General features: G+C 56.2%; 26 protein-coding genes. 10 read left to right on the top strand and 16 right to left on the bottom strand.

The features are described from left to right. Positions 1-12 precede the first annotated feature (12 nt). From OHL19_RS08175 to OHL19_RS08160, 4 genes are all read right to left on the bottom strand, one after another. On the bottom strand, positions 13-1,407 hold the full coding sequence (locus OHL19_RS08175) for an FAD-containing oxidoreductase (protein ID WP_263357149.1): 1,395 nt from the start codon (positions 1,405-1,407) through the stop codon (positions 13-15). Positions 1,408-1,570: 163 nt separating this feature from the next. Then, positions 1,571-2,122: a carboxymuconolactone decarboxylase family protein gene (locus OHL19_RS08170; protein ID WP_263357148.1), complete on the bottom strand. Its 552-nt coding sequence runs from the start codon at positions 2,120-2,122 to the stop codon at positions 1,571-1,573. Between the two features lie 129 nt (positions 2,123-2,251). Further along, the gene (locus tag OHL19_RS08165; RefSeq protein ID WP_317890553.1) at positions 2,252-2,791 is read right to left on the bottom strand and encodes a peroxiredoxin; all 540 of its coding nucleotides are present in this window, start codon (positions 2,789-2,791) and stop codon (positions 2,252-2,254) included. 108 nt (positions 2,792-2,899) lie between these two features. Further along, entirely contained in the window at positions 2,900-3,352 is a 453-nt protein-coding gene (locus OHL19_RS08160) for a Fur family transcriptional regulator (protein ID WP_263357147.1), read from the bottom strand. A 274-nt stretch (positions 3,353-3,626) separates the two neighbouring features. Between OHL19_RS08160 and OHL19_RS08155 the strand changes: the two genes are divergently transcribed. Continuing rightward, positions 3,627-4,649, top strand: coding sequence for a YncE family protein (locus tag OHL19_RS08155; protein ID WP_263357146.1), 1,023 nt, complete (start codon positions 3,627-3,629; stop codon positions 4,647-4,649). Positions 4,650-4,689: 40 nt separating this feature from the next. On the opposite strand, the gene OHL19_RS08150 is transcribed toward OHL19_RS08155, so the two are convergent. The 5 genes from OHL19_RS08150 to nadA form a co-directional block, all read right to left on the bottom strand. Then, positions 4,690-5,604: an ornithine cyclodeaminase family protein gene (locus OHL19_RS08150; RefSeq protein WP_263357145.1), complete on the bottom strand. Its 915-nt coding sequence runs from the start codon at positions 5,602-5,604 to the stop codon at positions 4,690-4,692. After that, a complete protein-coding gene (locus OHL19_RS08145; RefSeq protein WP_263357632.1) occupies positions 5,591-6,907 on the bottom strand; it encodes an MFS transporter in 1,317 nt (438 codons plus the stop codon). Before OHL19_RS08145 ends, OHL19_RS08150 begins: the two co-directional genes overlap by 14 nt. A 143-nt stretch (positions 6,908-7,050) precedes the next feature. Beyond that, positions 7,051-7,491, bottom strand: coding sequence for a DUF2203 domain-containing protein (locus tag OHL19_RS08140; protein ID WP_263357144.1), 441 nt, complete (start codon positions 7,489-7,491; stop codon positions 7,051-7,053). Between the two features lie 58 nt (positions 7,492-7,549). Further along, positions 7,550-7,741 carry a hypothetical protein gene (locus OHL19_RS08135; protein WP_263357143.1) on the bottom strand — a complete coding sequence of 64 codons (192 nt, stop codon included), beginning with the start codon at positions 7,739-7,741 and terminating at the stop codon, positions 7,550-7,552. Between the two features lie 27 nt (positions 7,742-7,768). Next, positions 7,769-8,920: a quinolinate synthase NadA gene (nadA, locus tag OHL19_RS08130; RefSeq protein ID WP_263357142.1), complete on the bottom strand. Its 1,152-nt coding sequence runs from the start codon at positions 8,918-8,920 to the stop codon at positions 7,769-7,771. 480 nt (positions 8,921-9,400) lie between these two features. Between nadA and OHL19_RS08125 the strand changes: the two genes are divergently transcribed. The 4 genes from OHL19_RS08125 to OHL19_RS08110 all read left to right on the top strand — a co-directional run bounded on the left by OHL19_RS08125 (position 9,401) and on the right by OHL19_RS08110 (position 12,776). After that, complete coding sequence (locus OHL19_RS08125; RefSeq protein ID WP_263357141.1) at positions 9,401-10,039, top strand: twin-arginine translocase TatA/TatE family subunit; 639 nt, start codon at positions 9,401-9,403, stop codon at positions 10,037-10,039. Beyond that, entirely contained in the window at positions 10,032-10,832 is an 801-nt protein-coding gene (tatC, locus tag OHL19_RS08120; RefSeq protein ID WP_263357140.1) for a twin-arginine translocase subunit TatC, read from the top strand. Before OHL19_RS08125 ends, tatC begins: the two co-directional genes overlap by 8 nt. Then, the gene (locus tag OHL19_RS08115) at positions 10,829-11,746 is read left to right on the top strand and encodes a M28 family peptidase (RefSeq protein ID WP_263357139.1); all 918 of its coding nucleotides are present in this window, start codon (positions 10,829-10,831) and stop codon (positions 11,744-11,746) included. The genes tatC and OHL19_RS08115 overlap by 4 nt, the downstream gene beginning before the upstream one ends. Before the next feature lie 139 nt (positions 11,747-11,885). Continuing rightward, positions 11,886-12,776: a TerC family protein gene (locus OHL19_RS08110; RefSeq protein ID WP_263357138.1), complete on the top strand. Its 891-nt coding sequence runs from the start codon at positions 11,886-11,888 to the stop codon at positions 12,774-12,776. Between the two features lie 20 nt (positions 12,777-12,796). Here OHL19_RS08110 and nadB read toward each other — a convergent pair whose 3' ends face one another. Next, entirely contained in the window at positions 12,797-14,410 is a 1,614-nt protein-coding gene (gene nadB, locus OHL19_RS08105; RefSeq protein WP_263357137.1) for an L-aspartate oxidase, read from the bottom strand. A 228-nt stretch (positions 14,411-14,638) separates the two neighbouring features. Between nadB and aroB the strand changes: the two genes are divergently transcribed. The 5 genes from aroB to OHL19_RS08080 all read left to right on the top strand — a co-directional run bounded on the left by aroB (position 14,639) and on the right by OHL19_RS08080 (position 19,369). Further along, the gene (gene aroB / locus OHL19_RS08100) at positions 14,639-15,751 is read left to right on the top strand and encodes a 3-dehydroquinate synthase (RefSeq protein WP_263357136.1); all 1,113 of its coding nucleotides are present in this window, start codon (positions 14,639-14,641) and stop codon (positions 15,749-15,751) included. A gap of 3 nt (positions 15,752-15,754) precedes the next feature. Further along, positions 15,755-16,525, top strand: coding sequence for a ubiquinone/menaquinone biosynthesis methyltransferase (locus OHL19_RS08095; protein ID WP_263357135.1), 771 nt, complete (start codon positions 15,755-15,757; stop codon positions 16,523-16,525). 66 nt (positions 16,526-16,591) lie between these two features. Beyond that, a complete protein-coding gene (locus tag OHL19_RS08090; protein WP_263357134.1) occupies positions 16,592-18,034 on the top strand; it encodes a cation-efflux pump in 1,443 nt (480 codons plus the stop codon). Positions 18,035-18,096: 62 nt separating this feature from the next. Continuing rightward, complete coding sequence (locus tag OHL19_RS08085; RefSeq protein ID WP_263357133.1) at positions 18,097-18,531, top strand: OsmC family protein; 435 nt, start codon at positions 18,097-18,099, stop codon at positions 18,529-18,531. 7 nt (positions 18,532-18,538) lie between these two features. Beyond that, positions 18,539-19,369, top strand: coding sequence for a PASTA domain-containing protein (locus OHL19_RS08080; RefSeq protein ID WP_263357132.1), 831 nt, complete (start codon positions 18,539-18,541; stop codon positions 19,367-19,369). Positions 19,370-19,385: 16 nt separating this feature from the next. Here the strand turns inward: OHL19_RS08080 and rsmB are convergent, their stop codons facing one another. The 6 genes from rsmB to OHL19_RS08050 all read right to left on the bottom strand — a co-directional run bounded on the left by rsmB (position 19,386) and on the right by OHL19_RS08050 (position 25,273). Continuing rightward, on the bottom strand, positions 19,386-20,810 hold the full coding sequence (gene rsmB, locus OHL19_RS08075) for a 16S rRNA (cytosine(967)-C(5))-methyltransferase RsmB (RefSeq protein WP_263357131.1): 1,425 nt from the start codon (positions 20,808-20,810) through the stop codon (positions 19,386-19,388). After that, the gene (fmt, locus tag OHL19_RS08070) at positions 20,807-21,754 is read right to left on the bottom strand and encodes a methionyl-tRNA formyltransferase (RefSeq protein WP_263357130.1); all 948 of its coding nucleotides are present in this window, start codon (positions 21,752-21,754) and stop codon (positions 20,807-20,809) included. Before fmt ends, rsmB begins: the two co-directional genes overlap by 4 nt. An 18-nt stretch (positions 21,755-21,772) precedes the next feature. Continuing rightward, entirely contained in the window at positions 21,773-22,282 is a 510-nt protein-coding gene (gene def, locus OHL19_RS08065) for a peptide deformylase (protein WP_263357129.1), read from the bottom strand. A 69-nt stretch (positions 22,283-22,351) separates the two neighbouring features. Then, positions 22,352-23,530, bottom strand: coding sequence for a chorismate synthase (gene aroC / locus OHL19_RS08060; protein WP_263357128.1), 1,179 nt, complete (start codon positions 23,528-23,530; stop codon positions 22,352-22,354). 112 nt (positions 23,531-23,642) lie between these two features. Continuing rightward, on the bottom strand, positions 23,643-24,023 hold the full coding sequence (locus OHL19_RS08055; protein WP_263357127.1) for an EVE domain-containing protein: 381 nt from the start codon (positions 24,021-24,023) through the stop codon (positions 23,643-23,645). A 164-nt stretch (positions 24,024-24,187) separates the two neighbouring features. Next, complete coding sequence (locus OHL19_RS08050) at positions 24,188-25,273, bottom strand: 3'-5' exoribonuclease YhaM family protein (protein ID WP_263357126.1); 1,086 nt, start codon at positions 25,271-25,273, stop codon at positions 24,188-24,190. Positions 25,274-25,370: the final 97 nt, after the last annotated feature.

Raw genomic sequence — 25,370 nt, 5'->3', positions numbered from 1 at the left:
TCGAGCCGCGACTTATGTCAGCGGCTTGAGATCGCCCAGTATGGTGGGGATGAGTTCCGAAACCGTGGGATGTATGTGCACGGCACGCTGAAGAATGGTGTACGGTTTGCCCGAATACATCACATCAAGAATGCAATGAATAGCCTCGTCTCCGCCTGTGCCGAGAATGGATGCGCCTAGAATCTTTTTGGTCTCGGCGTCCACCAGCACCTTCATGAATCCCTGGCTCTCGCCTTTCTCCACTGCACGCCCGACCTTGGTCATGGGGCGAGTGCCCATGAGAGCCTTCCTGCCGGATTTGCGAACCTCTGTTTCGGTCATGCCAATCTGCGCCATCGGAGGATCGATGTACAGCGCATGGGCAGAGATGCGATCGCTGACACGGCGTGGATCGTTATCCAGAAGATTTGCGGAGACGATTTCAAAATCGTTGTATGAAGTGTGCGTGAAGGCGCCCTTCCCGTTGCAGTCGCCCATCGCCCAGATGCCCGGAACGTTGGTGCGAAGCTGGTCATCGACGAGGATATAACCACGCTCGTCGGTGAGAACGCCTGCCTTCTCCAAGCCTAAGTCATCGGTGTTTGGCCTGCGTCCCACGGCCAGCAACACGTGCGATCCGTTCAGCTTTGGTTCCCCTGCGTTGCAGGTCACATGCACTGCGATGGGGCCGCCGTCTGTCTTCGCGTCGGCTTTTTCAAAGGCAATGCACTCGGCATCCAGCCGCACGTGAATTCCCTCAGCCTCAATGATCTCGCGGATCGAAGCTGATACGTCTTCATCCTCATGTTGAACGAGCCGCGGTCCCTTCTCAATTACCGTCACCTGGCTGCCGAAGCGGCGATACATCTGCGCAAACTCCAGACCGATGTAGCTTCCGCCAATGATGATCAGGTGCTCAGGCAGTTCCTCCAGATTGAGGAGAGTGGAGTTGGTGAGATAAGGAATTTCTTCCACGCCAGGCATCTGCGGTACGACAGCCCTGCCGCCGACATTGATAAAAATTTTGTCTGCGCTCAATGTTTCGGAGCCAACTTGAAGTTCGTTGCTGGACAGAAAACGGGCCTGCTCATGATAGACCGTGCAGTCTTTCATGCCGCGCAGCCATTGCTCGACACCATCGCGAGACTTGGCTAAGATCGACTCCTTGCGCGCGATCACGGCCTTCATATCGATCCGAATATCGCCTGCGATAACCACTCCAAAATCGCTTGCACGCCGCGCAAGATGTGCTGCATGCGCACTGGCCACCATGGTCTTGGTTGGAATGCAGCCGGTGTTAACGCATGTTCCACCGAAAAGGTTGCGTTCAACCAGGGCAATATGCTGGCCGCTCTGTGTCAGGCGACCGGCAAGCGATGGACCCGCCTGCCCAGCCCCGATGATGATCGAATCAAAATGTGTACCCACGCCATCCACCTTATTAAACCTGCGTCTGCAAGTATCTTCACCACGATACAGGTCGTTCCACCCGATGGCGATGACAGCATGAGACGGGCAAATAAAATGTGAGTCCTCTCGAAAGAAAACTCACACTCTCAGTACTCGGATGCATGGATTAAGAAAATGATCTCTATACAAGCGCAGAAATTTTTGCCTCGGCCTCGACCGCATCCAGGACCGAACCGATGGCGTGGATCACAGATGCAACGCGGACGACGGCGAGGATCAATTCTTCTGTCGCTCCCTTTTCGCGAACAACCTTCTCGTGCGAATCGACACACTTGCCGCAGCCGTTGATGGCCGAGACAGCCAGCGACCAAAGCTCAAAGTCAACCGCATCGGCGCCATGTGTACGCAGAGCATTCATGCGCAGCCGTGCGGGCATGGTGGAGTATTTCTCGTTCGAGCTGAGATGTTGGAAGCGATAGTAGATGTTGTTCATCCCCATGATGGCTGCGGCGCTCTTGGCTGCTTCAAATGCAACAGGGGTAAGCTGTGTTGCGGCTGCTTCAAATGCTGCTGCGGTCAGGACGAGATTGCGACTTGCGATTGCGGAGGCAACTACTGTTCCCCAGAGCTGTTGGGCGGTTAGTTCGGTGTTGTTCCGGACGAGCGAAGAATAGTTCAGCTTGAGGTCTTTAGCGTAGTCGGGAAGATTATCAATGATGGCATCGAAACTCATAAGATGGCTCCGTTCTTTGGGGATTGCAGATGGGGGATTGCAGATGAATCCGGCGGAGAATCAGATTCTCCGCCGGACTGGTTTATCTACCAGGATTTTGCCGTAGGCTACTGCCTGGACGGCCAATCCTTATTTGGTGGTCAGGGTCTCTTCGCCCTTCTTCCAGTTGCAGGGGCAGAGTTCATCGGTCTGGAGAGCATCCAGTACGCGCAGAACTTCCTGCGGATTGCGGCCCACCGAGAGATCCGTGACATAAACGAAACGGATTACGTTCTGCGGATCGACGATGAAGGTTGCGCGCTGCGAAACGCCGGCCTTGATGTCGAGGATGCCGAGCTGCTCGGAGAGATCACGCTTGATATCCGAGAGCATGGGGAAGGGCAGATCCTTCAAGTCAGCATGGTTGTTGCGCCATGCCAGGTGAACAAACTCGGAGTCAATGCTGGCGCCGAGAAGCTGCGCATCGCGATCCGCAAATTCCTGGTTCAGCTTACCGAAGGCTGCAATCTCGGTCGGGCAGACAAAGGTGAAATCCTTGGGCCAGAAGAAGACGACCTTCCACTTACCGGGATAGCTCTGCTCGGTGATCTGCTCGAAGGCCTTTTGAGGATCGAGATTGACGACTGCGGTGAGATCGAAGGAAGGGAAATTTTCGCCAACTGTCAACATTAGAATGACTCCTGTATGAGGTTTAGTGCTTCGTCGTGGTTAGCAGACACAGCTGCGAGCGCCTGCGGTGTGAATCCAAAATTTGGGTAAGAAGACGGTTAAAACTTCCTAGTGACTCGATGCCGACTGCTGGCATCGGGAGCAAAGCCCCAGTACATCGACGGAAAGACGCTGCGCCAGAAAACCTCCAGGCAGGGTGCTTTCCGCAGGGCGGCAGCCACTGAATTCGAGTAATTCGGCTTCGCTGATGTCCTGAATACTGCGGCACTGCGTACAGACCAGGTGATGATGCGGATGACTGTTCATCTCCACGCGCAGCGAACCGTGATGCGGGCTCACCTCGCGCAGAATACCGCTGGTCAAAAAGATGTGGATGTTTTTATAGACGGTAGCCAGCGAGATTGCCGGTACTAATTCCTTCACCTGGACAAAAACCTCTTCCGGGCTGGGGTGACCGGGCATCGACTGCATGACTTCGTAAATCACCTGCCGCTGATGCGTCACCGCAAGCCCCTGCTGATTGCAGAGGTCGCGAAAAACGATTGCAGATGCATTGGTCACAAGACCTATTAAACAATAATAGTTATCGTTCGTCAACTTATGTCAAAGACTTGGGATTGGTCGGTTTGGGACGATCGGCTTTCTGGGAAGAACGGGAGAAGCAGATTCCCTGCGGGAATGACAGACAGAGGGGCAAAGACAACGGCAAAGGCAAGGGCTAAGAGCATGAGCAAAGTTCAGAACTACAACACTGTAGGCATACTGACCCACTACCCAAAGGCTTGGGATAGAATCCGACACCCATCCATAGCAGGTGATCGGGTACACTTCTCTCGTGAAAAAACTGACGAATTTCTATGTTGTTCTGTTCTCAGGCGCTTGCTGCCTGTTTGTCACGCTTCCCTCTCTGGCTCAGTCTGCAATGGCTGGGAAATCGGGGCCAACCCTGCTAGTGGCGAATCAGGCCGATCAGGATCTTAGCCTTATCGATCCTGTGACGGCACAGCAGGTTGCGACTATTCCCGAGGGCGGAATTACGGGCCACGAAGTTGCGGTATATCCTGCCGGACACATCGCGTTTGTACCTATTTATGGGAACTCAGGCGTGGGCAAGCCGGGCACGGATGGTCAGATAATCGACATCATCGATATTCCCAGCCGCAAGGTAGTCAGCAAAATAGATTTCGGTCATGGGGTGCGCCCGCACTGCGCGATTTACGAGCCGGTCAGCGGGTTGTTGTATGTCACTACGGAACTCGACAAGAGCGTCTCGATCATCGATCCGCGGAGCTTGAAGGTTGTAGGCTCGATCCCGACCTCGCAGACTGAGTCCCATATGCTGGCGATTTCGCACGACGGCCTGCGCGGATACACGGCAAATGTCGGCCCCGGCACCGTCTCTGTACTGGATATGAAGGCGCGAAAGACGCTGACGGTCATTCCGATTTCCAGCCAGACGCAGCGCATTTCCATCTCGAAGGACGACAGCATGGTCTTTACTTCCGACCAGTCCAAGCCGCAACTGGCGGTAATCGACACGAGAACGAACAAGGTCAAGAGCTGGGTTCCGTTGCCTGGACTGGGGTATGGCACTGCATCCACCAACGATGGGCGCTCGCTGCTGATCACCATTCCAACCTTGAATGAGATATGCGTGCTCGACCTGGCGACGATGAAGATCACTCACAGCATTGAAGTCGGCAAGCACCCTACTGAAATTCTGGTTCGGCCGGACGGCAGGACTGCTTACGTGTCCAGCCCGGACGGCAAGGTGGCAGCAATCGACGTCGCGCAGTGGAAGGTGCAATCCCTCATCGACGCAGGCAAGGGCGCAGACGGTCTTGCCTGGGCAAAATAACCGACTGAAATGAGAATTTTGGGCGTGGATTCGGGCGCGGCTAGTTTGATTCGAGCAGTGACCACACCAGCCGCGCTGCCGTAATGTCTTCTATGGCCATTCCGACCGATTTGAAGACGCGGCGTCCGCTGGCTGGCAACGTGGCTTTCCCTGCGAGTACCTCGCCCAACTCTGCCTGAACCTCTGCGCGAGAAAGAATCGCATCGCCTGATTCCCGCTCGACGCCCTGGCGCGATTCGGCGATAAGGTGGCCGGTCATAACTTCATCATCCAGTTCGCGTAATTGCGCGCCTACCGCACCTACGGCAACAACCAGCGACTGGGGCGAAAGCCATTTCCCCAGCAGGACCGGCTCGGTTGCGCTGGTTACAGTGACTACTACGTCGCAGGCTGAGGCTTCTTCGATTGCGACTGCAACTGCGCCAGTCTCTTCTGCAAGCACGGCAGCTTTTTGCGGATTGCGGCTCCAGATGCGGATGCTTCCCGCCTCGCGAAAGGCAGGCCACACCAGCCGTAGCGCCTCAATATGCGAGCGCGCCTGCACTCCACTGCCCAGGATACCCAGAGTCTTTGCACCGGGTTGGGCCAGGGCTTCAACCGCCACTGCCGAGACAGCTGCGGTGCGCATCTCTGTAATCAGGCGGCCATCCATGACCGCGAGCGGTTCGCCTGTCGAACGGCGCAACAGTTCGATGATAGCCATGTGCGTATGCAGTCCCGAGCTGGAGTTACCGGGGAAAAACGTGACGGTCTTTACGCCCATCACTTCGCCTGCAATCGCGGGCATTACAGCGAACCATCCGGATGGTTCGCCCTGCTGATCTTTCACACGCAGTACGCTGCGCGGCGGCTGATCGACCGCTCCTGCGGAATAGTCCATTAGAGCCTGACGGATGACGGGAATGAGAGATTCGTAAGTAAGAACGTCGCGGATTTTATCTTCAGGAATGTACATTTTTGGCTGCCTTTAAGATAGATCGACTGGCTAGCGAGCGGAGCACAAACACGACTCCGGTAGCCGCAAGCATGGTGAGAGAGAGAACACCAAGACCACTCTGATAGTCCCCGGTGCGATCCCGAATCCAGCCAATGAAGGGAGGGTAGATCACCCCTCCAAGCATTCCCACCATATTGATGGTAGCAAGACCGGTAGCTGCGCCCTTGCCCTTGAGAAACGTGCTTGGAAGAGCCAAAAGCGGCCCCTGAATCGCATTGTGAGCAAAGAACATGAGCGCCAGGACAGGAATTGCTATCCACGGTTTCAACGTGATTGCGACAACCAGCAGGCAGGCGGATTCGAACAGACTAGGAACAATGATATGGAGGTAGCTTTTGCCCGTTCGATCTGAGAACCAGGCGTTGAAGATCATGCCGATGGCTCCGAGAAGCCCTATGCCGGAGACGATGTAGCCGACTTTTGAATTGTTGAAGGCAGTGGCGTTCTTGACGATGGCGGGCAGGGAGAACGTATAGCCGTAGTTCACACCGAGCATGAGCAGCTGGGTTAGACCGAAGAGCCAGACGCGGATGTCCCGCAGGGCAGAGCCAACACCAGTAGCGTGGCTTCCGGGGAGCGCGGATCCATCGGAGGCAAGCTGGTTTTCTATCCATGATCGCTCAGGCGCGGTGAGCCAATGCGCATTCCTGGGCGAGTCCGGCAGGTATTTCAAAAATACTGCGCTGAGGAGGACAGCAGGCGTGCCTTCCACCAGGAAAAGCCACTGCCAACCTCGGAGCCCCATCTTGCCTTGCAGGTTAAGGAGCGCCCCTGCGACTGCTCCCATAATGACGGCACTGAGAGGAAGCGAAACATAGAAGCGGCTGATGGCTCGAGCACGGATATTGGTCGGGAACCATTGCGTCAGGTAGTAGAGAACGCCGGGGAAAAATCCCGCCTCGGCTACGCCCAGCAGAAAACGAACGGCATAGAACTGAAACGGCGTGCGAACGAACATCATGGTAACAGCCAGCAGGCCCCAGGTGAGCATGATGCGCGAAAGCCAGCGGCGTGCGCCGAATCGGTAAAGCAGCAGGTTAGAGGGGATTTCGCAGACTGCGTAGCTGAGGAAGAAGATGCCCGCGCCGATGCCGAAGACGGTATTACTGAAGTGGAGATCGGCATTCATTTGCAGAGCCGCAAAGCCGATGTTGACGCGGTCCATGTAAGCGACGCCGTAACCGACGGCGATCAGCGGAATCAGCCGCCAAGTAGCCTTGTGCATGGCGGAGCGGCCAATCGCAACATCCTCACTTAGCATCTCGGCCAAATGCAGCTCTCTCTGTCGCGAATAGCGCCCTGTTTGGAATTTGAGTGGCGGAAACCTGAAGCTGAGTGGAGCCTAACACAAGGGAAAGCAGAAGCCCCGGAGGAATGTTGGAGCTATCGAAACTTTAGATAAAACTAGTTCAAGCGATTGCCGGAATTGGCTCGGCGCCGAAAACGCTCGTCCACCGGCTGGCGGCCACGAAAACCGGCCTCTTCCGTATGCCAGAAATCGATCGACTCTTCGCCCATCTTCCAGCAGAGAAGCACGATTTCATCCTCGACACGGCAGGGAAAATCGAGCAAACCGATGTCCAGATCTTTTAACTGCACACCGATCTCGTCGATTTCGGAAACGGTCTCGCGAGCTCGATTTTCATGCGTTCCCATAGCAGTGCGGCGGGCAGCAACTTTATTGACGTCCACGTGCATCCCACCAGACATAAAAATGCGACGCGAGAGTTCTGACAGTTCGGACTCTAGCGCCTCGGCGGCTGTTTTGCTTTCGATGGCGCGCTTCAACAGCGACTCCAGCACTGGCAGGAGAGATTGAGCTTCGTCGAGAGTAAAAGTCTTCATCCGCAATATTCCCCAAAATCAGTTTAGCGCCAATCTCAATCTGACATGTGTGCAGCATTTAACAACAATTGGATTTGCGGGACCAGGCGAGCGCTTCTTCTTCCGCAGCTTCGATTTCTTCTTCGGTTAACATCTGGCCACTCTTGCAGGCTCGTGCGCTCACGCGAAGAACCGGTTCCGGAGCGGAAGGATTGGCGATTTCAACGCCTGTTATTTCAACGTCTGTTTCAGTCAAAATACCTTCATCCATAGGTCTATTTCCCCTGCATCGTGATTCCTAACCAATTTCAAGCATCCGGTCGAGCGCAACGCGAGCCCAGTGCTTGACGGTCTTACGCACCTGAATCTGGTTGACAACGCGGCCTTCGAGCAGGTTTTCGAGAGCCCAGGCGAGATGCTGCGGGCTGATGCGATACATCGTCGTACACAGGCAGCCGGAGTCGTCCAGAGTGATGATTCGTTTGCCTTCTGCCGCGAAGCGCTTTGCCAGCCGGTTGACGAGATGAATCTCTGTTCCGATGGCAAACATGGCCCCACTCGGAGCCTGCTCTACCAGCTGAATCAGCCGTTCCGTCGAGCCAAGTGCGTCCGCTTTCTGGCAAACTTCCCAGCGGCACTCCGGATGAACGATGACTTGAATGCCGGGATATTTGGCGCGAACATCATCCACATGGCTGGGCAGGAACCGCTGATGAACCGAGCAGTGCCCTTTCCAGAGGATGATTTTTGATCCGGCATAACGATCCTTCGTCAGCCCACCCTGCAACGCCCACGGATCCCAGACTGTCATTTCATCCATCCCGATGCTCATGGCATGGCCTGTATTGCGACCAAGGTGCTGATCGGGGAGAAAGAGAATCCGCTTGCCGCGCGCAAACGCCCATTCAAAAGCTGTACGGGCATTGGAAGATGTACAAACCAACCCGCCGCGTTCACCGCAAAAGGCCTTGATAGCCGCAGTCGAGTTCATGTAGGTAAGCGGGATGAGGCCGTCGGTAAGGCCCATCTGCTCCAGTTGCTCCCAGCAGGCTTCCACCTGTGAAATCTCGGCCATGTCCGCCATAGAGCAGCCTGCATTCAGATCAGGCAAAATCACCTGCTGAATGGTATTGCCGTCGGCATCCTGGCGGCCGAGCAGGTCGGCGCTCTCAGCCATGAAGTGTACGCCGCAGAAGATGAGGTATTTGGCCTCAGTCTCGGCGGCAACTTTTGAAAGCTTGTAGCTGTCGCCGGTGAAGTCAGCAAAGCGGATGACTTCGTCGCGCTGGTAGTGATGACCGAGCAGGAGTACCTGCGAACCCAGCTTTTCGCGAGCCGCAGCAATGCGGTCATCCATGGTGTGATCGGGCAGCGCGAGGTAATTCTCGAGACTGCAACTCTCCTGCGTTCCCAATTCAATCGCAGGGACTTCCTCAATAACAGAAACCACTTTTTCTTCCGCCTTCAGCCCAGCAACTGTCTTGGCGATACGCCGTGGACAGAGCGGACGGGGATGTTGAAAGCAAATCTGGCTGCAGTGGATTCACTACAGGTTGTATTGACGAAAATTCAGTTGTGAATCGCGCCAGCACAACCTGCCCAACCCACGGGGATGTTGCAACCCGTTCAATATTGGATGCCAGACATAGCCGGAATGGTCCAAAAACAGATCCGGCAGTCGAGAATTCCATTTCGACTATTGTAACGTGAGTTCAATATCGGAGCCTAAAATAGGTGCCAACAAATGGATGTTAGCCGTGGCAGAGCGAGTTGTAATGCAGGCTGGAATGCAATCTGGAATGCAATAAGATCCGTACTGTTTGTGACCCCTGTACGCGGACAGGTATCATGGAGCGAACTGGCAATCGATTTAGGGCCGCAGACTGGGTAGTAACCAAGACCAAGTGATCAAAGCTACGTGATAGGACCCATGGGACTTCCACCAACAATTCAAGTTGCAAGCATCGGCATTCCAGACACGATGCTGCTTATGCTGCTGGCGCTGGTCGTATTCGGCCCCAGGCGTCTGCCTGAAATTGGCCGCCAGATCGGCAAGCTGATGTACGAGTTCCGCAAGGTCTCGAACGACTTCAAGTTCCAGATGGAAGAGGAATTGCGAGCCAGCGAAGAGGCCGAGCGGCAGCAGAAGCTGCAGGCCCAGACTGCGCAGGCCAACACGCAAATCAACTCACAGGCCAGTACGACACTTGAGTTGAATGCGCCGGCTCAACCAACCTCAGACTCCGCGGAAATCTCGCAGTCATATACGTCTCCAGAGATATTGTCTGCCTCGGCTTCTGAGGCAACACCAGCGACAGATCAAGCCGCCTCAGAAACCAGCCAGAGGCCTTTCCATGAAGAACCGCACACCTTCCCTTCCGTGATGCCACCGTCGACAGGGGAAATCGTTGAGGCCGCACGACCGTTTCGGGGACGAGTTCCCGAAGCGGTAGAGGCTCCAGCTTCAACCGTCAATGCAGAGCCAGCCTCGGGATTGAGCGCAGAGACCACCGCAGTAGCAGCCACAGAAACCCCTGCGGGAACGGAGCACGAAGCCAATCATGCCTGACGCTCCTGATGTAATCGATCGCGCCAAAGCCGCTGTCACCGAACGAGCCGAACTGCCCGGCATGAGCCTATTCGAGCACCTGGACGAACTGCGCCGTCGGCTCATCCATGTCGCACTCTACTTGGTTGGCGGCTATATCATCGCGCTGGTTTTTGCCGACAGGCTATACAGCCTGATGCAGGCTCCGCTATCCTCCATCGGCATCCAGTTAAACTTTACCCATCCTGCCGACCTGGTGAACCTGCGCTACATTCAAATCCCACTCGTGGGCGGAGCGATCATCGCATCGCCGTTCATCCTGTACCAGGTCTGGCTCTTCATTGCTCCGGGACTTTATCAGCGCGAGCGCCGCTTTGTTGTGCCCTTCATGGCGTCAGCTATTGGGTTGTTCGCTTCAGGCGCATTCCTGGGCTATCACTATGTTTTCCCTGGAATGCTCAAGTTTCTCATTCTCAAATTGAGCGGCGAGATGAGCATTCACCCGGTCATCAGCATAGAGGAGTACACCAGCTTTTTCTTCTCGCTGATCCTGGGCATGGGCGCTACCTTTGAACTGCCGGTGATCATCTTCTTCCTGGCCATGTTTGGCATTGTCAGCCCGCGCTTTCTGTGGAAGAACATGCGTTACGCGATCCTGATCATCTTCATCATTGTGGAGATCATCACGCCTTCGCCGGATATTCCGACGCAGTTCGCTTTTGCCGTGCCCATGTTGCTGCTGTACCTGCTGAGCATCGGCGTCGCATGGTGGGTCCATCCTAACCGGAAGAAGGCCAAGGAGAAGTCGGCATGAGGTTTGCGCAGATGGTGAGAGCCGTCGCGCTTTCTCTCGGGCTGCTGCCATCTTTGGCGTTTGGTCAGCAGCATTTCCGTGGCGACCGGGCGCTGGAAATCACACGCGAGTTCGTCGCAATCGGGCCGCGCTGGGTGACAAGTCCAGGCCATCTCAAGGCTGAGCAGTTTCTGCGCAACCAGTTCAAGGCTGAGGCTGCGAAGGGGCAGCTTGAGGAAGATACCTTCACCGCGAACACGCCTATCTGTCCTGTTCCCATGCGCAACTTCATCGTGCGTTTTCCGGGTAAGAAAAACGGCGTGATCGTCCTCACCACGCACTATGAGACGAACTATCCGCTGAGAAATATCGGGTTCGTAGGAGCGAACGATGGCGGCTCTACAACAGGGCTACTCATCGAGATTGCCAACGAGCTGCGCGGCAAGGTGTCGGACGGCTACAGTGTCTGGCTGGTCTTCTTCGATGGGGAAGAAGCCATCAACTCCTGGCAGGGAATGGACCATACTTACGGCAGCCGTCATCTCGCCGCCAAGTGGGGGCAGGATGGCACACTGCCACGCATTAAAGCTTTGATGCTCGCCGATATGCTGGGCGATAAAGACCTTGATGTTGAAGAAGAAAGCGCGTCGACTCCGTGGCTCGTCCGCCTCGTTGGGCAGGCTGCAAAGGACACTGGGCACGGCGGATATTTTTTCGCGAATCGCGGAGCCGTCGATGACGATCACGTTGCATTTCTACAGCGAGGTGTGCCTTCGATCGACATAATCGATATCGATTACGGACCGCATACACAGGCGTTGCCCGATGGCTATCATCACACGGCACAAGACACGATGGACAAAGTCAGCGCTCATAGTTTGACGATCGCCGGAGATGTATTTCTTGAGAGCATACGCCTGCTGAATCAACGCTGAATCAATCACTCCCCTCACACTCACCGCTAAATACAGATCGCTCTTGTTTGTCTGCCTTTCAATCCGAATTTCAATCGACCACAGCGCGCACTTGCGATAGCATCGAGCCATGTTGGTTGGAGTTATGTCTGTTGGAGCCATGTCTGTTGAGCTGAGAAACAATATCGCAGGCGCACCACTTCTCTGGTGGATTGGCTTTCACGTGGCCGTCCTGGCGCTCATCGTAGCCGATGCATTGCTGCCCCACAGCCGCCGGGACAAGCCGCGCCCAAGGCTCTCGTGGATGTGGAGCGCCTTTGTCGCGCTTGTCGCAGCAGGCTTTGCCTTCTGGCTCAACTATGAGCAGGGACATCAGACCGCACTCGAATTTGTCTCCGGCTATGTTATCGAGACATCGCTCAGCGTGGACAATCTTTTTGTCTTCCTGATTCTCTTTCGCGGCTTTGGTATCAGCTATAAACAGCAGCATCGTGCACTGCTATGGGGAGTAGGCGGCGCAATTCTGCTGCGCGCCGTGTTCATAGCGCTGGGTGTTTCTCTACTCGCTCATTTTGCGTGGGTGACGTATATCTTTGGAGCAATCCTGCTCTATGCGTCGTGGCGTCTGCTGCGCGGCAATACTGCGGGCGACGCTGTTCCGGGCTGGATCACCAACATGCAAAAGGGATCGGTCTCGCTCCTGCCTGTAATCCTCGCGGTTGAAGCTACTGACCTGCTCTTCGCCATCGATTCAATACCCGCAGTGCTTGCCGTCTCACGCGATCCATTCGTGGTCTACACCTCCAATATCGCGGCGATTCTCGGCTTGCGCTCGCTCTACTTCGCGCTGTCCAGCCTGCTCGATCGCTTTCACTATCTGCATTATGGCCTCGGCGCGCTGCTGGCATTTGTCGCGCTCAAGATGCTGTCAGCACATTGGATCGAGATCCCCGTGGTATGGTCGCTGGCGATCATGGCGGCGATATTGGGGCTATGCGCTCTCGCGTCCGTCTTCATACCGCAGAGCCAGCACAAGTCGCCAGCCGCATAAAGCCTTTCAAAACGAAATCGCTACCAGGCTTCAAAAGCAATCTGCCCGGATTTTGAAAAGATCGAATGCTTTTGAAAATTCACATCGTCGCGCCAGGGATAGTCATTGCGAAAATGTGCGCCGCGACTCTCAGTGCGAGCCAAAGCGCTCAACAGAATTGACTGCGCCACTGAGGCGAGAGCATGCGCTTCAAACAGGGAACGGCTTCCCTGCCCTGGCTTTGCGATATCGCGAAGTTGAGCAGCAATTTCCTCGTGCGCTGCAATGCCTGCACGTAGTGTTTCTTCATCGCGGAGCAGCCCCGCATACTGCCACATCGCACTTCGCAGCTTGAGGATTGCTGCCTTGATCGAGTTCGCATCGGGAGGAGTGAGACGTGTATCCATCGCTTCTATATTCACTGCTTCCACAGATTCAAGCTCCAGGCTATCCGTAAGAATCGCCTGCGCTGCCCGCGCTCCAAAGACCAGGCCCTCAAGCAGCGAATTTGAAGCCAGACGGTTGGCTCCATGAACGCCGGTGCAAGCCACCTCGCCGGCCGCATAAAGACCCGTCAGCGAAGTACGTCCACTGAGATCCGTGCGAACCCCGCCCATCAGGTAATGCGCGGCTGGGCGAACAGGAATTAGATCGCGATGCAGATCCAGCCCATGCTCAGCCAGAAACCGGCTGATCCCTGGGAAGCGTTGATGCAGATCCAAACCCTGCACATGACGCATATCCAGATAAACCGGGAACGACTCGCCCGGAACCGTACCCATACCTTCGCGTGTGATGGCGCGAGCCACGACATCGCGAGGGGCAAGCTCAAGCTGCGGATGATAACGCTCCATGAAGCGCTCACCGCGATGATTGCGCAGCCATGCTCCCTCACCCCGCAAGGCCTCACTGATCAGAAAACGCGGCACTCCCGGCAAGGACAAGGCCGTTGGGTGAAACTGGTAAAACTCCATGTCAGCCAGCTCAGCACCAGCCTGCGCAGCAATAGCGATGCCGTCTCCGGTAGCCACGGCGGGATTGGTGGTATCGCTGTACACCTGCCCGGCACCGCCAGAGGCAAGCAGCACTGCGCGCGCGCTTACACGTCGCAACCGATGTCCGCCAACGCTCTCACGCGAGAAGATATCGGCAGCAATGACGCGGCCATCCCGCACAATTAGCTCCGTGACCATGGTCCAGTCTGCAAAGGTAATCCGCGGATGCTGGCGAGCATGTGCCAGTAGCGAACGGCTGATCTCCGCACCGGTTGCATCTCCATTCGCATGTAGAATTCGCGGCAAACTATGCGCGCCCTCACGCGTGCGCATCAGTTCGCCGCCTTCGCGGTCAAACTGTGCTCCCCAGCGAATCAGCTCCTCAACGCGCAGCGGACCCTCAACAACCAGCGCCTCTGCTGCGTCACGATATACAAGCCCATCGCCTGCATTCATCGTGTCGTCCAGGTGCAGGCTTACATCTTCTTCGCCTGACATGGCCACGGCGATGCCGCCCTGCGCATAGTGCGTGTTTGACTCGCCCAGAGCCTCTTTTGTGACTACCAGCACTTGGCCATACTCAGCCAGTTCCACAGCCGCACGTAGTCCGGCGACACCAGCTCCGACAATCAGGAAATCGACTTTTTCCGCCACTGACATAATCTTTAAGGCTATCACTGCACAGGCGGTGATTGGAGAGGTAATCACTTGGGGGAATCGAAGTCACGGCTCCTGTTTAATCAGGCACAGATGCTCCTGGGCCTGGTGCGAAACCGATATATCGATTCGACCTTATGTTCGTGTATCTGCCTGCGGGAAAGATTGCAGCAGGGACAACTTCAATTCCATGCCCACCATCCATTCCCCATGCGATACGATTAAAGAAGGATGCAGATCGTACGCGTAGAAACCCCTTCCGCAAAATACCAGGTCTTCACTGGCACGGGCCTGATCAGCACGCTTGAACCCCGCATGGTGCGGATCGCAGGCAAGCTGCCCAAGCGCGTCTTTGTGCTTACTTCACCAGAGATCTGGGAACTCTGGGCGAACAAGTTTCTTGCCTCGTTCACCATCGATCCCGTTGTGCTGTTTCTCGCGCCGGGCGAGCGTAATAAGCGCCTCGGCTCCGTGGAAAAGCTGGCTCGGCAGATGGCTGCCGCGGGCGGCGACCGCAGTTCTCTGCTCATCGCATTTGGTGGCGGCATCGTCGGCGATGTAGGCGGGTTTCTCGCAGCGATCTACATGCGCGGCATCGAATATTTTCAGATTCCCTCAACATTTCTTTCACAGGTGGATTCGTCCGTTGGCGGCAAGACGGGCGTGAATCTGCCCGAGGGTAAAAACCTTGTCGGCAGCTTTCATCATCCGCTGGCTGTTTTCGCCGATATGGACCTGCTCGGCACTCTGCCTGATCGTGAGTTGCGAGCGGGGCTTTTTGAAAGCGTAAAAGCGGGCATGATTCGCGATAGCAGCCTGTTGCGCTATCTCGAAGAGAATCGCGATAAAGTGTTGGCGCGTGACCCCGCTGCTCTTGAAAAAATAATTGCTTCTTCGATTCGCATGAAGGCTGAAGTCGTTGGCAAGGATGAGCGCGAGAACGGCCTGCGCATGATTTTGAACCTCGGCCACACGCTCGGTCACGCTATTGAATCCGTTACTGGCTATCGCAAACTGCTACATGGAGAGGCCGTGGGCTGGGGCCTGATTGCTGCACTCTATCTAGGCAAGGTACGCGGAACGATCAACACCAAGCAGTTCGATCGATTAATGCGCCTGGTCTATCTCTATGGGCCGCTGCCGGCGCTGAAACTGAATGCGCAAAAGTTAGTCGCAGCCACGGCAAAGGACAAGAAGCACCTTGGCAATGTACGCAGATTTGTGTTGCCCGTAGGCATCGGCGATGCATGCGTGGTTGAAGATGTCAGCCCTGAAGAGCTGCTTGCAGCCGCGCAGTACATGCTTGCCCTGGCCAAGGAACTGCCCGCCAGAAATGAGGCCTGATTTATGTCTGCTAGATCTGCCATGTCCACCAAAGAAATCGCCTCTGGCGCAAAGCCGCAAGGCGTAGCCGACGAGCAGGGAGCATCGGCTGCCGTGCAGCAGATGTTCAACTCTATCGCGCCGCGTTACGACCTGCTCAATCACGTACTGTCCGCCAACATCGATCGCCTCTGGTGGCGGCGCACAGCACGGCGTTTTCGCAACATTACAGCCAATCCCGACGCTGCTATTCTCGACATCTGCTGCGGCACGGGAGATATGACGATGGCGCTGCTCAAGCATCGCCCCGCAACTGCCCGGCCAATCATCTCTGCGGATTTCGCTCGTGAAATGCTTAGCCGTGGCGCGCATAAATTTGCGGGCAAGGGTGCAATCCCACTCGAAGCAGATGCCTTACATCTACCGCTGCGTCCAGCATCACTCGATCTGATCACCACGGCTTTTGGATTTCGCAATCTCGCCAACTATCGTGCAGGGCTGGAAGAGTTTCATCGCGTCCTCAAGCCCGGAGCGCAGCTTGGCATTCTCGATTTCAGCGAGCCAACTGGATTGATCGGCAAGATATATCAGGTTTATTTCAAACGCGTATTACCTGCGATCGGGCGCCTTATCTGCGGCAAGGACGGCCCCTACAACTATCTGCCTGCATCCGTGCAAAGATTTCCTCCGCCCATGGAAATGCTGGCGTTAATGCGCGAGGTGGGCTTTCGAGACGTGCGCTGGACGCCGTATACATTCGGCATTGCAGGCCTGTACACAGGCACACGAGCCTGATTTCAATTTTAAAATGCTGCTTGAGCTATGGCCTCCTGCGGTGGGACGTTGTAGGCTAGAGTTCGCATGTCTGCCAGCACCCTACTTCCGGAAATGACCGCGGCCAAACGTCGAGTCGCAATGCATTCGATGCTCGCTGCTGCAGCCATGACCGCCCTCAAGCTGGCTGCGGGATTATTGAGTGGATCGCTCGGCGTACTCTCGGATGGAGCCCACTCCGGTCTCGATCTGATTGGATCGGCGCTTACATTTTTCTCCGTTCGCGTCTCCGACAAACCTGCGGACGAAGATCACACTTACGGTCACGCTAAATTCGAAAATCTTTCTGCCTTTGTCGAAGCCGGACTGATGGCCATCTCCTGCGCATGGATCATCTGGGAAGCGATGCAGCGCATCTTTCATCATGACGGTGTCGTGCATTTTTCCATCTGGCCAGTCTTGGTGCTGGTGACCTCGATCGTCGTGGACTATTGGCGATCGCGCCAGTTGCGTGCTGTCGCGCTTCAGTACAACAGCACAGCACTTGCAGCAGACGCATTTCACTTCGCTTCCGACATCTGGTCCACACTGGCCGTACTCGCCGGATTGATTCTGAGCTGGATTGGAAGCCTTGCCGGTATCGGCTGGCTTAGTTACGCCGATCCAGTTGCGGCAATCCTAGTTTCGCTGATGATCCTGCGCCTGACGTGGAAGCTGACGCGCGAGACCTCCGCAGTATTACTTGATGCTGCACCCGCTGAGACCAGGCAGAAAATCCTGCGCGCGGTGAAGGCCGTGGATGGAGTGCTGGCGATCGAACAAGCTCGCGTTCGCCGCGCCGGTTCTTCAACATTCGCCGACCTCACACTCGCCCTGCCGCGCAGCTTTACCTTCGAGCATACCGGCGAACTGGTACGCGCCGCGACTGAGGCCGTGCAGCGTGTTGTGCCGGAGGTTGATGTAGTCATCCACACCGTGCCCCGCGAAAGCTCGACTGAAAGCATCTTCGACCGCATTCGCGCCGTGGCCGCCCGTAACAATGTTGCGGTCCATGAGGTCAGCGTGCAATCCATCCGGGGCAAGCTGCGTGTGGAGCAGCATGTCGAGTTGAACGAATCTCTGACGCTGGCAGCCGCGCATACCTTTGTCACCGCAATGGAAAAAGAAATTCTGCGCGATGTTCCAGAACTGGACGATGTGATTACCCACATCGAAAGCGAGCCTGCCACTATCGAGCGTCCTCAGCCGATCAGCAAACAGGGCGAGCAGGAAAGTGAAGCTGTAATCGTGGAGCGCTCTCTGCGTACCGTCGCGGCAAACTTCCCAGAGATCATCGACGTACATGAGATTCTCGTAGGACGCTCAGCCGAACACATCCAAATATCCTGCCATTGCACACTGCCGGATGCGCTCACCATGCGGCGTGTACACGAAATCATTACCAACCTCGAAGATCGTCTCAAGCTACAGTGTCCAGAGGTCAGTAAGGTACTGATTCACCCGGAGCCGGAGACGGATAATCATCGGTAGAATGGGCGCGGAAGAAGCGGAATGCATCGGCAGGAATCAGATATACAGCAGGGAGGAATACCATGATCGCCAGTAGTGAATGGAAGCCGACAGAAACAAATCCCAATCTTTATGAGGGTCACTCCGAGTCAGGCCACACGATTCTCTTTGACGCCTCGCCAGAGCACTCGGACGGACTAAGTCCGATGGAAGCTGTGCTCTCAGCCTTATGCGGCTGCACCTCGGTCGATGTCGTCAACATCCTGAAGAAAAAGCGCCAGCCGATCACCAGCCTCACGGTCTCTGCCGTGGCGGAACAGCAGGCCGAGCCTCCGCGTTACTTCAACAAGATTCGCCTGATCTACAAGGTTGGCGGCCAGCTAGACCGCAAAGCGGTTGAGGATGCGGTGGCACTCTCCAAGGACAAGTACTGCTCCGTCTCCGCCATGCTCGAGAAGTCCGCAAAGATCGAATTCGTCATCGAATATGAAGACATAGATCAGATGGCCCAGGACTAGGTTCATTATGAAGATCAAACTGCAACCAATTCAGAACTTCTTCCAGGGCGCGTCCATCCTGTTGGGTCTGGTGCTAGTGGCGCTGCTTTCCGCAGTGACCACAATGCACTTCGCCATACATGGCAGAGAAGTTCGCGTCCCTGTTTTGAAGGATATGACGGTTGCGGAGGCACGCAGCCAGACTGCCGGACTGGGGCTCGATCTCGAGGTCGATAATCGCTACTATTCCGCAGATGTTGCTGCCGGACACATCCTATCGCAATCCCCGATTCCCGGCTCGGTAGTACGGCGCGAATGGCGCGTACGTGTTTCTGAGAGCCTTGGCCCTCAGAAAGTTGAGGTGCCCAGCGTGCTCGGCAATGAGGAGCGGATGGCTTCGCTAAATCTGCGTCGCGTAGGCCTGGAATCAGGCGCCACGGCGCAGCTTCCCTACTCCGGCGCTGCACCCGGCACGGTGCTCGCCCAGGATCCTCCACCGAAGGCGCAGGGAATCGAGCGCCCCAGCGTCAACCTGCTGATAGCTGCTTCCGACGATACCGTCGCGGATGGCTTCGTGATGCCCGACCTGACCGGCCTGCCAGTACTGACCGCGCAAGGCATTTTGAGCCGTGTGGGTATTAAGTACAACATACCTAATTTTGTGGATGTGCCAGGCCAGCCGATCCCATCCGTACCACCGGTATCGGCAATCTCAACTTCCGCTTCTGCGCCCGCTCCGGTCGCGCCAGCGAATCTCCCAAAGCCGCCGGTTCAGCCAGGAGTGGTGGTGAGTCAGCAACCGCCAGTCGGCTATCGCATCGAGGTCGGCTCATCTGTCACGTTGAACGTTGCCAAGTAGACGCGCCCGGCAATCCTTAGGAAACCCGCTCCAGCAGCACTACAAAGAATCCATCCGTAGCCAGCTTCCCGGGCAGCAGGCGCAGCGCGCCATCGTTGCCAACGCATTGCAACAAGTGCTCTACGCCAGAATCCGTGAGTCGGCCTTCAGTCTGCAATTCGCGAATTCGCGCTGCAAACGAAACCCACTTCCAGTTCCCTGCCTCGATTAAAACTTCAGCAACGACGGCCTCATTTTCCTCCGGCTCAAGTGAGCAGGTGGAGTAGACCAGTCTTCCGCCAACAATCGTGGACTGCAAAGCCGCGCGGAGAATGGCGCATTGCTGCTTATGATGCCGCTCCAGATCGGCAGGCTGCAGACGATGCCGAATCTCCGGATTGCGCCCCAGGGTGCCCGTTCCGCTGCACGGCACATCGACCAGCACCAGATCGAAGGCATCGCCGTCCTGACGCACGGCTGCATCCGCCTGACGAAACTCGATTCGACGAATAGATGCCTGATTCGCGGTGCTGGAAAGCCGCCGCTGCATGGCGCTTAATCTCGCAGCGCTCGCCTCCGACGCAACAACCCTGGCGGTGGGATTATTCGCAGCAAGAATAAGCGTCTTGCCGCCCGGCGCAGCGCAGCAGTCGAGTATCTGCGAGCCGCTGCCCGCCAGCTCTGCAATGAGTTGCGAACCTTCTTCCTGTATCCGCACACGCCCTTCGCGAAACGCTACCGAGGCAGTTACATCTCCTGCAGCAACTACCCGTGCGGCCGTTAATAACGCACCCGCTTCAACGCGAATCCCCTCGGCTGCAAGCTCATCCTCAGCCGTGACGGAATCAAGGCGCAGAGCGACAATCGGCTGCTGTTGCCCGTGCAGGCAGATGGCACGCGCAGTCTCAGAGCCATAAAAGCTCACCCATCGCTCCACCAGCCACACCGGATGCCCCGAGGCCTCGGCGAGTTCGACAGGCGAAAGATGTTCGGGCACATCCACCGACGGTTTTGCGACGACCGTCAACTTGCGCAAAATCGCATTCACCATTCCCGATGCAAATTTGTGCCCGGCAGCCTTGGCCAGCCCGACGCTCTCGCCAATCGCAGCATGAGCCGGAATGCGATCGAGAAAGAGTAGCTGAAAACCGCCAAGCCGAAGCGCAATGCGAATCTCCGGATCGAGTCGCGCGTTGGGCCGCGCCAGCAGCGGATGAATCGCAGAATCAAGCCGAATCTGCCACCGCAGTACCCCGAGCACCAGCGTTGTGCAGAGATTACGATCCTGCTGCGAAAGCGCGGTCACTCGCTGCCCGCGCAGCAGATCGTCTGCATACGAGTGGCCGCGCTCCAACTCAAGCAAAATCGCAAATGCCTCACGCCTTGCAGGAGAAATTGCAACGGACTTCGGCTTTATGGTGAGTTTGAGAGCAGGGTCTGAGGACGATTTAGCTGTCATCATCCGCCCAATCTCGCGCTGCTTGCAATAGAGTTCCCACGCAAAAATTCGGCGGCGGTCATCCGCTTCTTGCCTTCGAGTTGCAGCTCAATCAATTCCAGCCAGCTTCCGTCAGCACAGCAAACCTGCAGCGTATCGTTTTGAATATTGAGTTCTCCCGGCTGTCCGGAGCGTGCGAAAACACCAGGTTTTACTGTATGCGCGATCAGCTTTTTTCCATCCAGAGTAGAGAACGCGCCGGGCCAGGGCTGAAAGCCGCGCCAGCGATTCCACAGCTCCGTCGCAGTATGGGTGGCAAAATCCATACGCCCGTCATCGCGCTCAAGAATCCGCGCCAGTGTGGCCTGCGAATGATCCTGCGGTCGTGGATGCACGCTGCCATCTGCAAGCCCAGACAGGGTCTCCACAACCAGCGGAGCGCCTGTTGCGGCAAGCTCTTCAAAGAGGTCCACGGCAGTCTGATCCGAACGTATCGGGGTTTGCTGTTGCAGCAAAATCGGCCCGGTATCGAGGCCCTCTTCAAGCAGCATCGTGGTGTTGCCAGTGACTGTTTCGCCCATCGCGACCGCCCACTGAATCGGTGCGGCCCCACGATATTTGGGCAGCAGCGATCCATGCAGATTGATGCAGCCTAGCCTTGGCAATGCCAGCATCCACGCCGGAATGATGCGGCCGTAAGCAACAACCACAATCGCATCGGGAGCAATCAACTCCAACTGCGCACGAAATTCAAGATTATTTTTGATCTTTTCAGGCTGGGTAACAGCCAGCCCGGTGACCAAAGCAGCCTGCTTCACCGGCGGAGCAGTCAGTTCCTGCTTACGGCCTACAGCGCGATCCGGCTGTGTGACGACCAGGGTAATCTCATGTCCAGCACCAATCAGAGCATGCAAGGTAGGCACGGCAAACTGAGGCGTTCCGCAGAACACCAGCCTTAGCCGCTTCAACTCACCCTCAACCACGGGCTACCATTCCCCGGCCCGCTGCATCTTGCGGATCTTGCGCAACGCCAGGTCGCGTTTCAAACTGCTGATTCGGAAGATAAACAGCGTGCCATCCAGGTGGTCGATCTCGTGCTGCATACAACGCGAGAGCAACTCCTCACCCTCGGCCTCAAACCACTCCCCAAACTCATCCTGAGCCCGGATGCGCACCTTGGCCGCTCGCACAACTTTCTCGCGAATCTCGGGGAAGCTCAAGCAGCCTTCTTCTTCATAGAGTCTGCCACTGCGCTGGATAATCTCCGGATTGACAAGGACCATCTTCTTCTCGGGATCCTTGGCATTGCTCAGGTCGATGACCGTAATACGCTTGGACACGCCAACCTGCGGCGCAGCCAAGCCGATGCCCTGCGCCGCGTACATTGTCTCGAACATGTCGGCTACAAATTTCCGCAGTTCGTCGTCAAACTCTGTAACCGGCTCGCCAGGTTGCTGTAGCACTGGCTCCGGATATTTCACAATTGGCAAAATCATTGGGTCGCCTGAAATTTCCTAACTCAATCGATATCAGAACCGGCGTATCCGCACTGGAAATGACGAATACTAGAAATGACGAATCTGGTCCAGATAGCCATCGTAATTGCGTTTCAACTCCTCGGCAGAATCGCCGCCGAACTTCTCCAACACCTGTTGAGCAACGATGTAAGCGACCATCGCCTCCGCAGCCACGCCCGCCGCTGGAACGACGCAGATATCACTTCGTTCGTAGCTGGCGCTGGTTGCCTCACGCGTGTCGAAACGTACCGATTCAAGCGGTCTGCGCAGCGTCGAGATCGGCTTGAGATAGCCGCGAACGACCACGTCTTCTCCGTTCGAAATACCACCCTCGATCCCACCGGCATTGTTTTGATGACGGGTGAAACGTGTCTGTTTCTCCGCGTCCACAGGCCCATAATGAATCGCATCATGTACCTGTGAGCCAAAGGACTCCGCCGCCGTAACTCCGCGGCCAATCTCGACCGCCTTTACCGCTTGCAGGCTCATCACGGCCCAGGCAAGCAGGCCGTCGAGGCGCTCATCCCAGTTAGCGTATGTGCCCACGCCTGGAGGCAAACCATGCACGACAACCTCGAAAATACCGCCGATGGTGTCGCCGGTACGCGAGGTCTCCGCGACTTCTTCCTTCATGCGTTCTTCGGTCTCTGGATCGACGCAGCTCAGCAGAATTTCAGGCTTCCGGGTGACCGCGACAATTTCGTCCCAGGTCGCAGGGCGCTGAAGTTCGACACGGCCTACGCGAATTACGTGGCTGGCCACCTCTATTCCCAAATAGCGCAGCAAAAGCTTGGCAAAGCCGCCAGCAGCCACGCGCGAAGTGGACTCACGCGCCGAAGCCCGCTCCAGAACATAGCGCGCGTCTTTGAAGTTGTACTTGAGCGCGCCCGGAAGGTCCGCATGCCCGGGACGTGGCGAGGCTACAACCTGGTGCTTTGTCAGGTCGCCTGCCTCAACCGGCAGCTTCTCTTCCCAGTTCTTCCAATCATGATTGGCGATCTGGATGGCGATAGGCGAACCGATGGTTTTGCCGTGGCGCACACCGGAAAGGACGTGAATTTTGTCCGTCTCGATCTTCATCCGGCCGCCGCGGCCAAAGCCCTGCTGACGCCGCCAAAGCTCGTGGTTGATGAAGTCAAAGTCCACCGGGAGGCCCGCAGGCAGCCCTGAAATGAGCGCAATCAAAGCCTCGCCGTGCGACTCTCCGGCAGTTTCAAAACGTAACATAACTACTTGATTGTAACGAAAAACGCCGGGGTCGGCGGGGATTGAGCAGAGATTGGACAGAGATTGAGCTGGGATTGAGCTGGGATTGGACAGAGACCAGAGACCGATCGGCTCAGTCTACAAACCAGTACCACTGATCCTCGGTGAGCGGGACTACGGAAAGCCTTCCGATGATTACCAGCGGCGACTTCGCAAAGATCGGTTCGGCCTTGATCATAGCCAGTGTTTTGGGCGTCTTGAGCCGTTTGCCGACCTTTACTTTCACGATTGGAACCTTGGGATCCGTCGGGTCCACGCTCAGAACGGTCCCTGTTCCAACTGCGGTGCGTTCATCGCCCGTATGATAAAAAATCCACTTTGCGCCCTTGGACATCTGCCGGAGGTGCATTACGGCGGTCGCATTGTTCACGTTGTCCCAGATGGTTTCTTTGTCGCGCAAAAAATCATCGAAGGAATAAACATCCGGCTCGGTCTTGAAAAGAAAGTAGCTCATCGCTTAAACATCCTAAAGCATTTCTCCTATTGCAACGCTCTAGCCGGGACTCGTGAAGTGTGGCTTTTCCTGATGAAAAGCCACGCAATCAGCCGTCGTGCGGAATACTCCGAGAGGAGAGATACCTTAGCGGACAGGGGCATGTCGGCAAAGCAGTTGATTTCTCAGCTCGGAAACAATAAGGATTGCGGCTGATATTCCTGCTCCGCTTCGGTCGTCGCCGTGTCGATTGACTCCGCGGGGACCTCTGCTTCCACAGTTCTGTCCTCGGCCAGCCACGCTCGCGAATTCAGCATCGTCCGCTGATCCAGCGCCCAGATGCGATCCGTCATATCGCCGGGGCCTTTGCCCTGCCGGGCAGCCTTCTGGAACTCAGACACAAGCGTCTGCATCTTGGCGTCCATGTCATCGAGAAAATTAAGCATCAACGCCTCGGGAATCATTGGCAGCTTGGGTGAACCAAACTCCAATTTGCCGTGATGGCTCAGGATCACATGCAGAACCAATATCTTGAGACGCTGCGGAAAGCCGGGAATACTGTCGATGACTTTTTCAATCATCGAAGCTCCTATCTGGATATGCCCCAGCAAAGTACCCTCCAACGTGTACTCAAAGCCTGTCTCCCAGGCCAGTTCGCGAATCTTGCCAATGTCATGCAGGATTACGCCGGTCAACACCAGGTCTTTCATCAGAATTGGATAATGCGGCACCACCCGCTCTGCCAGCCCGACCAGGCTCACCACATGCTCCAGCAAGCCGCCGAGAAAGGCGTGATGCAATTGCTTGGCCGCCGGAGCCTCGCGGAATGCCGCACGCAACTGGGGCTCCGCCAGCATCGTGTTCACCAGCAGTTGCAGATATGGATTGGTGAAGCCGGCCACCGCCTGCTCCAATTGCGCCCACAGCCCGTCGATGTCATAGGTCGTAGAGGGCAGCAGGTCCATGCGGTCAAATTCGGATGCGCCCACCTTACGCAGTTGATCGACTTTCAACTGCAACACGCCCTCAAAACGCGAGACGCATCCACGCACCTTGACCACGTCGCCCTTGTTGAAATCCTGCGCGATACGCGGGTCTAGCGGATCCCAGATGCGCGACTCGATCTGCCCGGAGTTGTCCCCCAGCGAAAGTATTAAATACGGCTTGGCAGTCTTGGTTGTGCGCTGCTGTTTGCTGAGCACCAGGTAGGTGCTATCGAAGGGTTTGTTTTCGTCCAGGCGGACTAGATCGGCGATGTAGATTTCTTTCATGCTGCCGCCCAGCTTACAGCATTTGCACCCTATACACCTATGGCGCTGTAGCAGAAATTGCTACAGCGCCATAGGTGCAGATCACTGAAACCCGTCA

The sequence above is a fragment of the Acidicapsa ligni genome (genome assembly GCF_025685655.1).
In the GTDB taxonomy this organism is placed as follows: domain Bacteria; phylum Acidobacteriota; class Terriglobia; order Terriglobales; family Acidobacteriaceae; genus Acidicapsa; species Acidicapsa ligni.
This window is presented reverse-complemented; position numbering and strand designations above follow the sequence as displayed.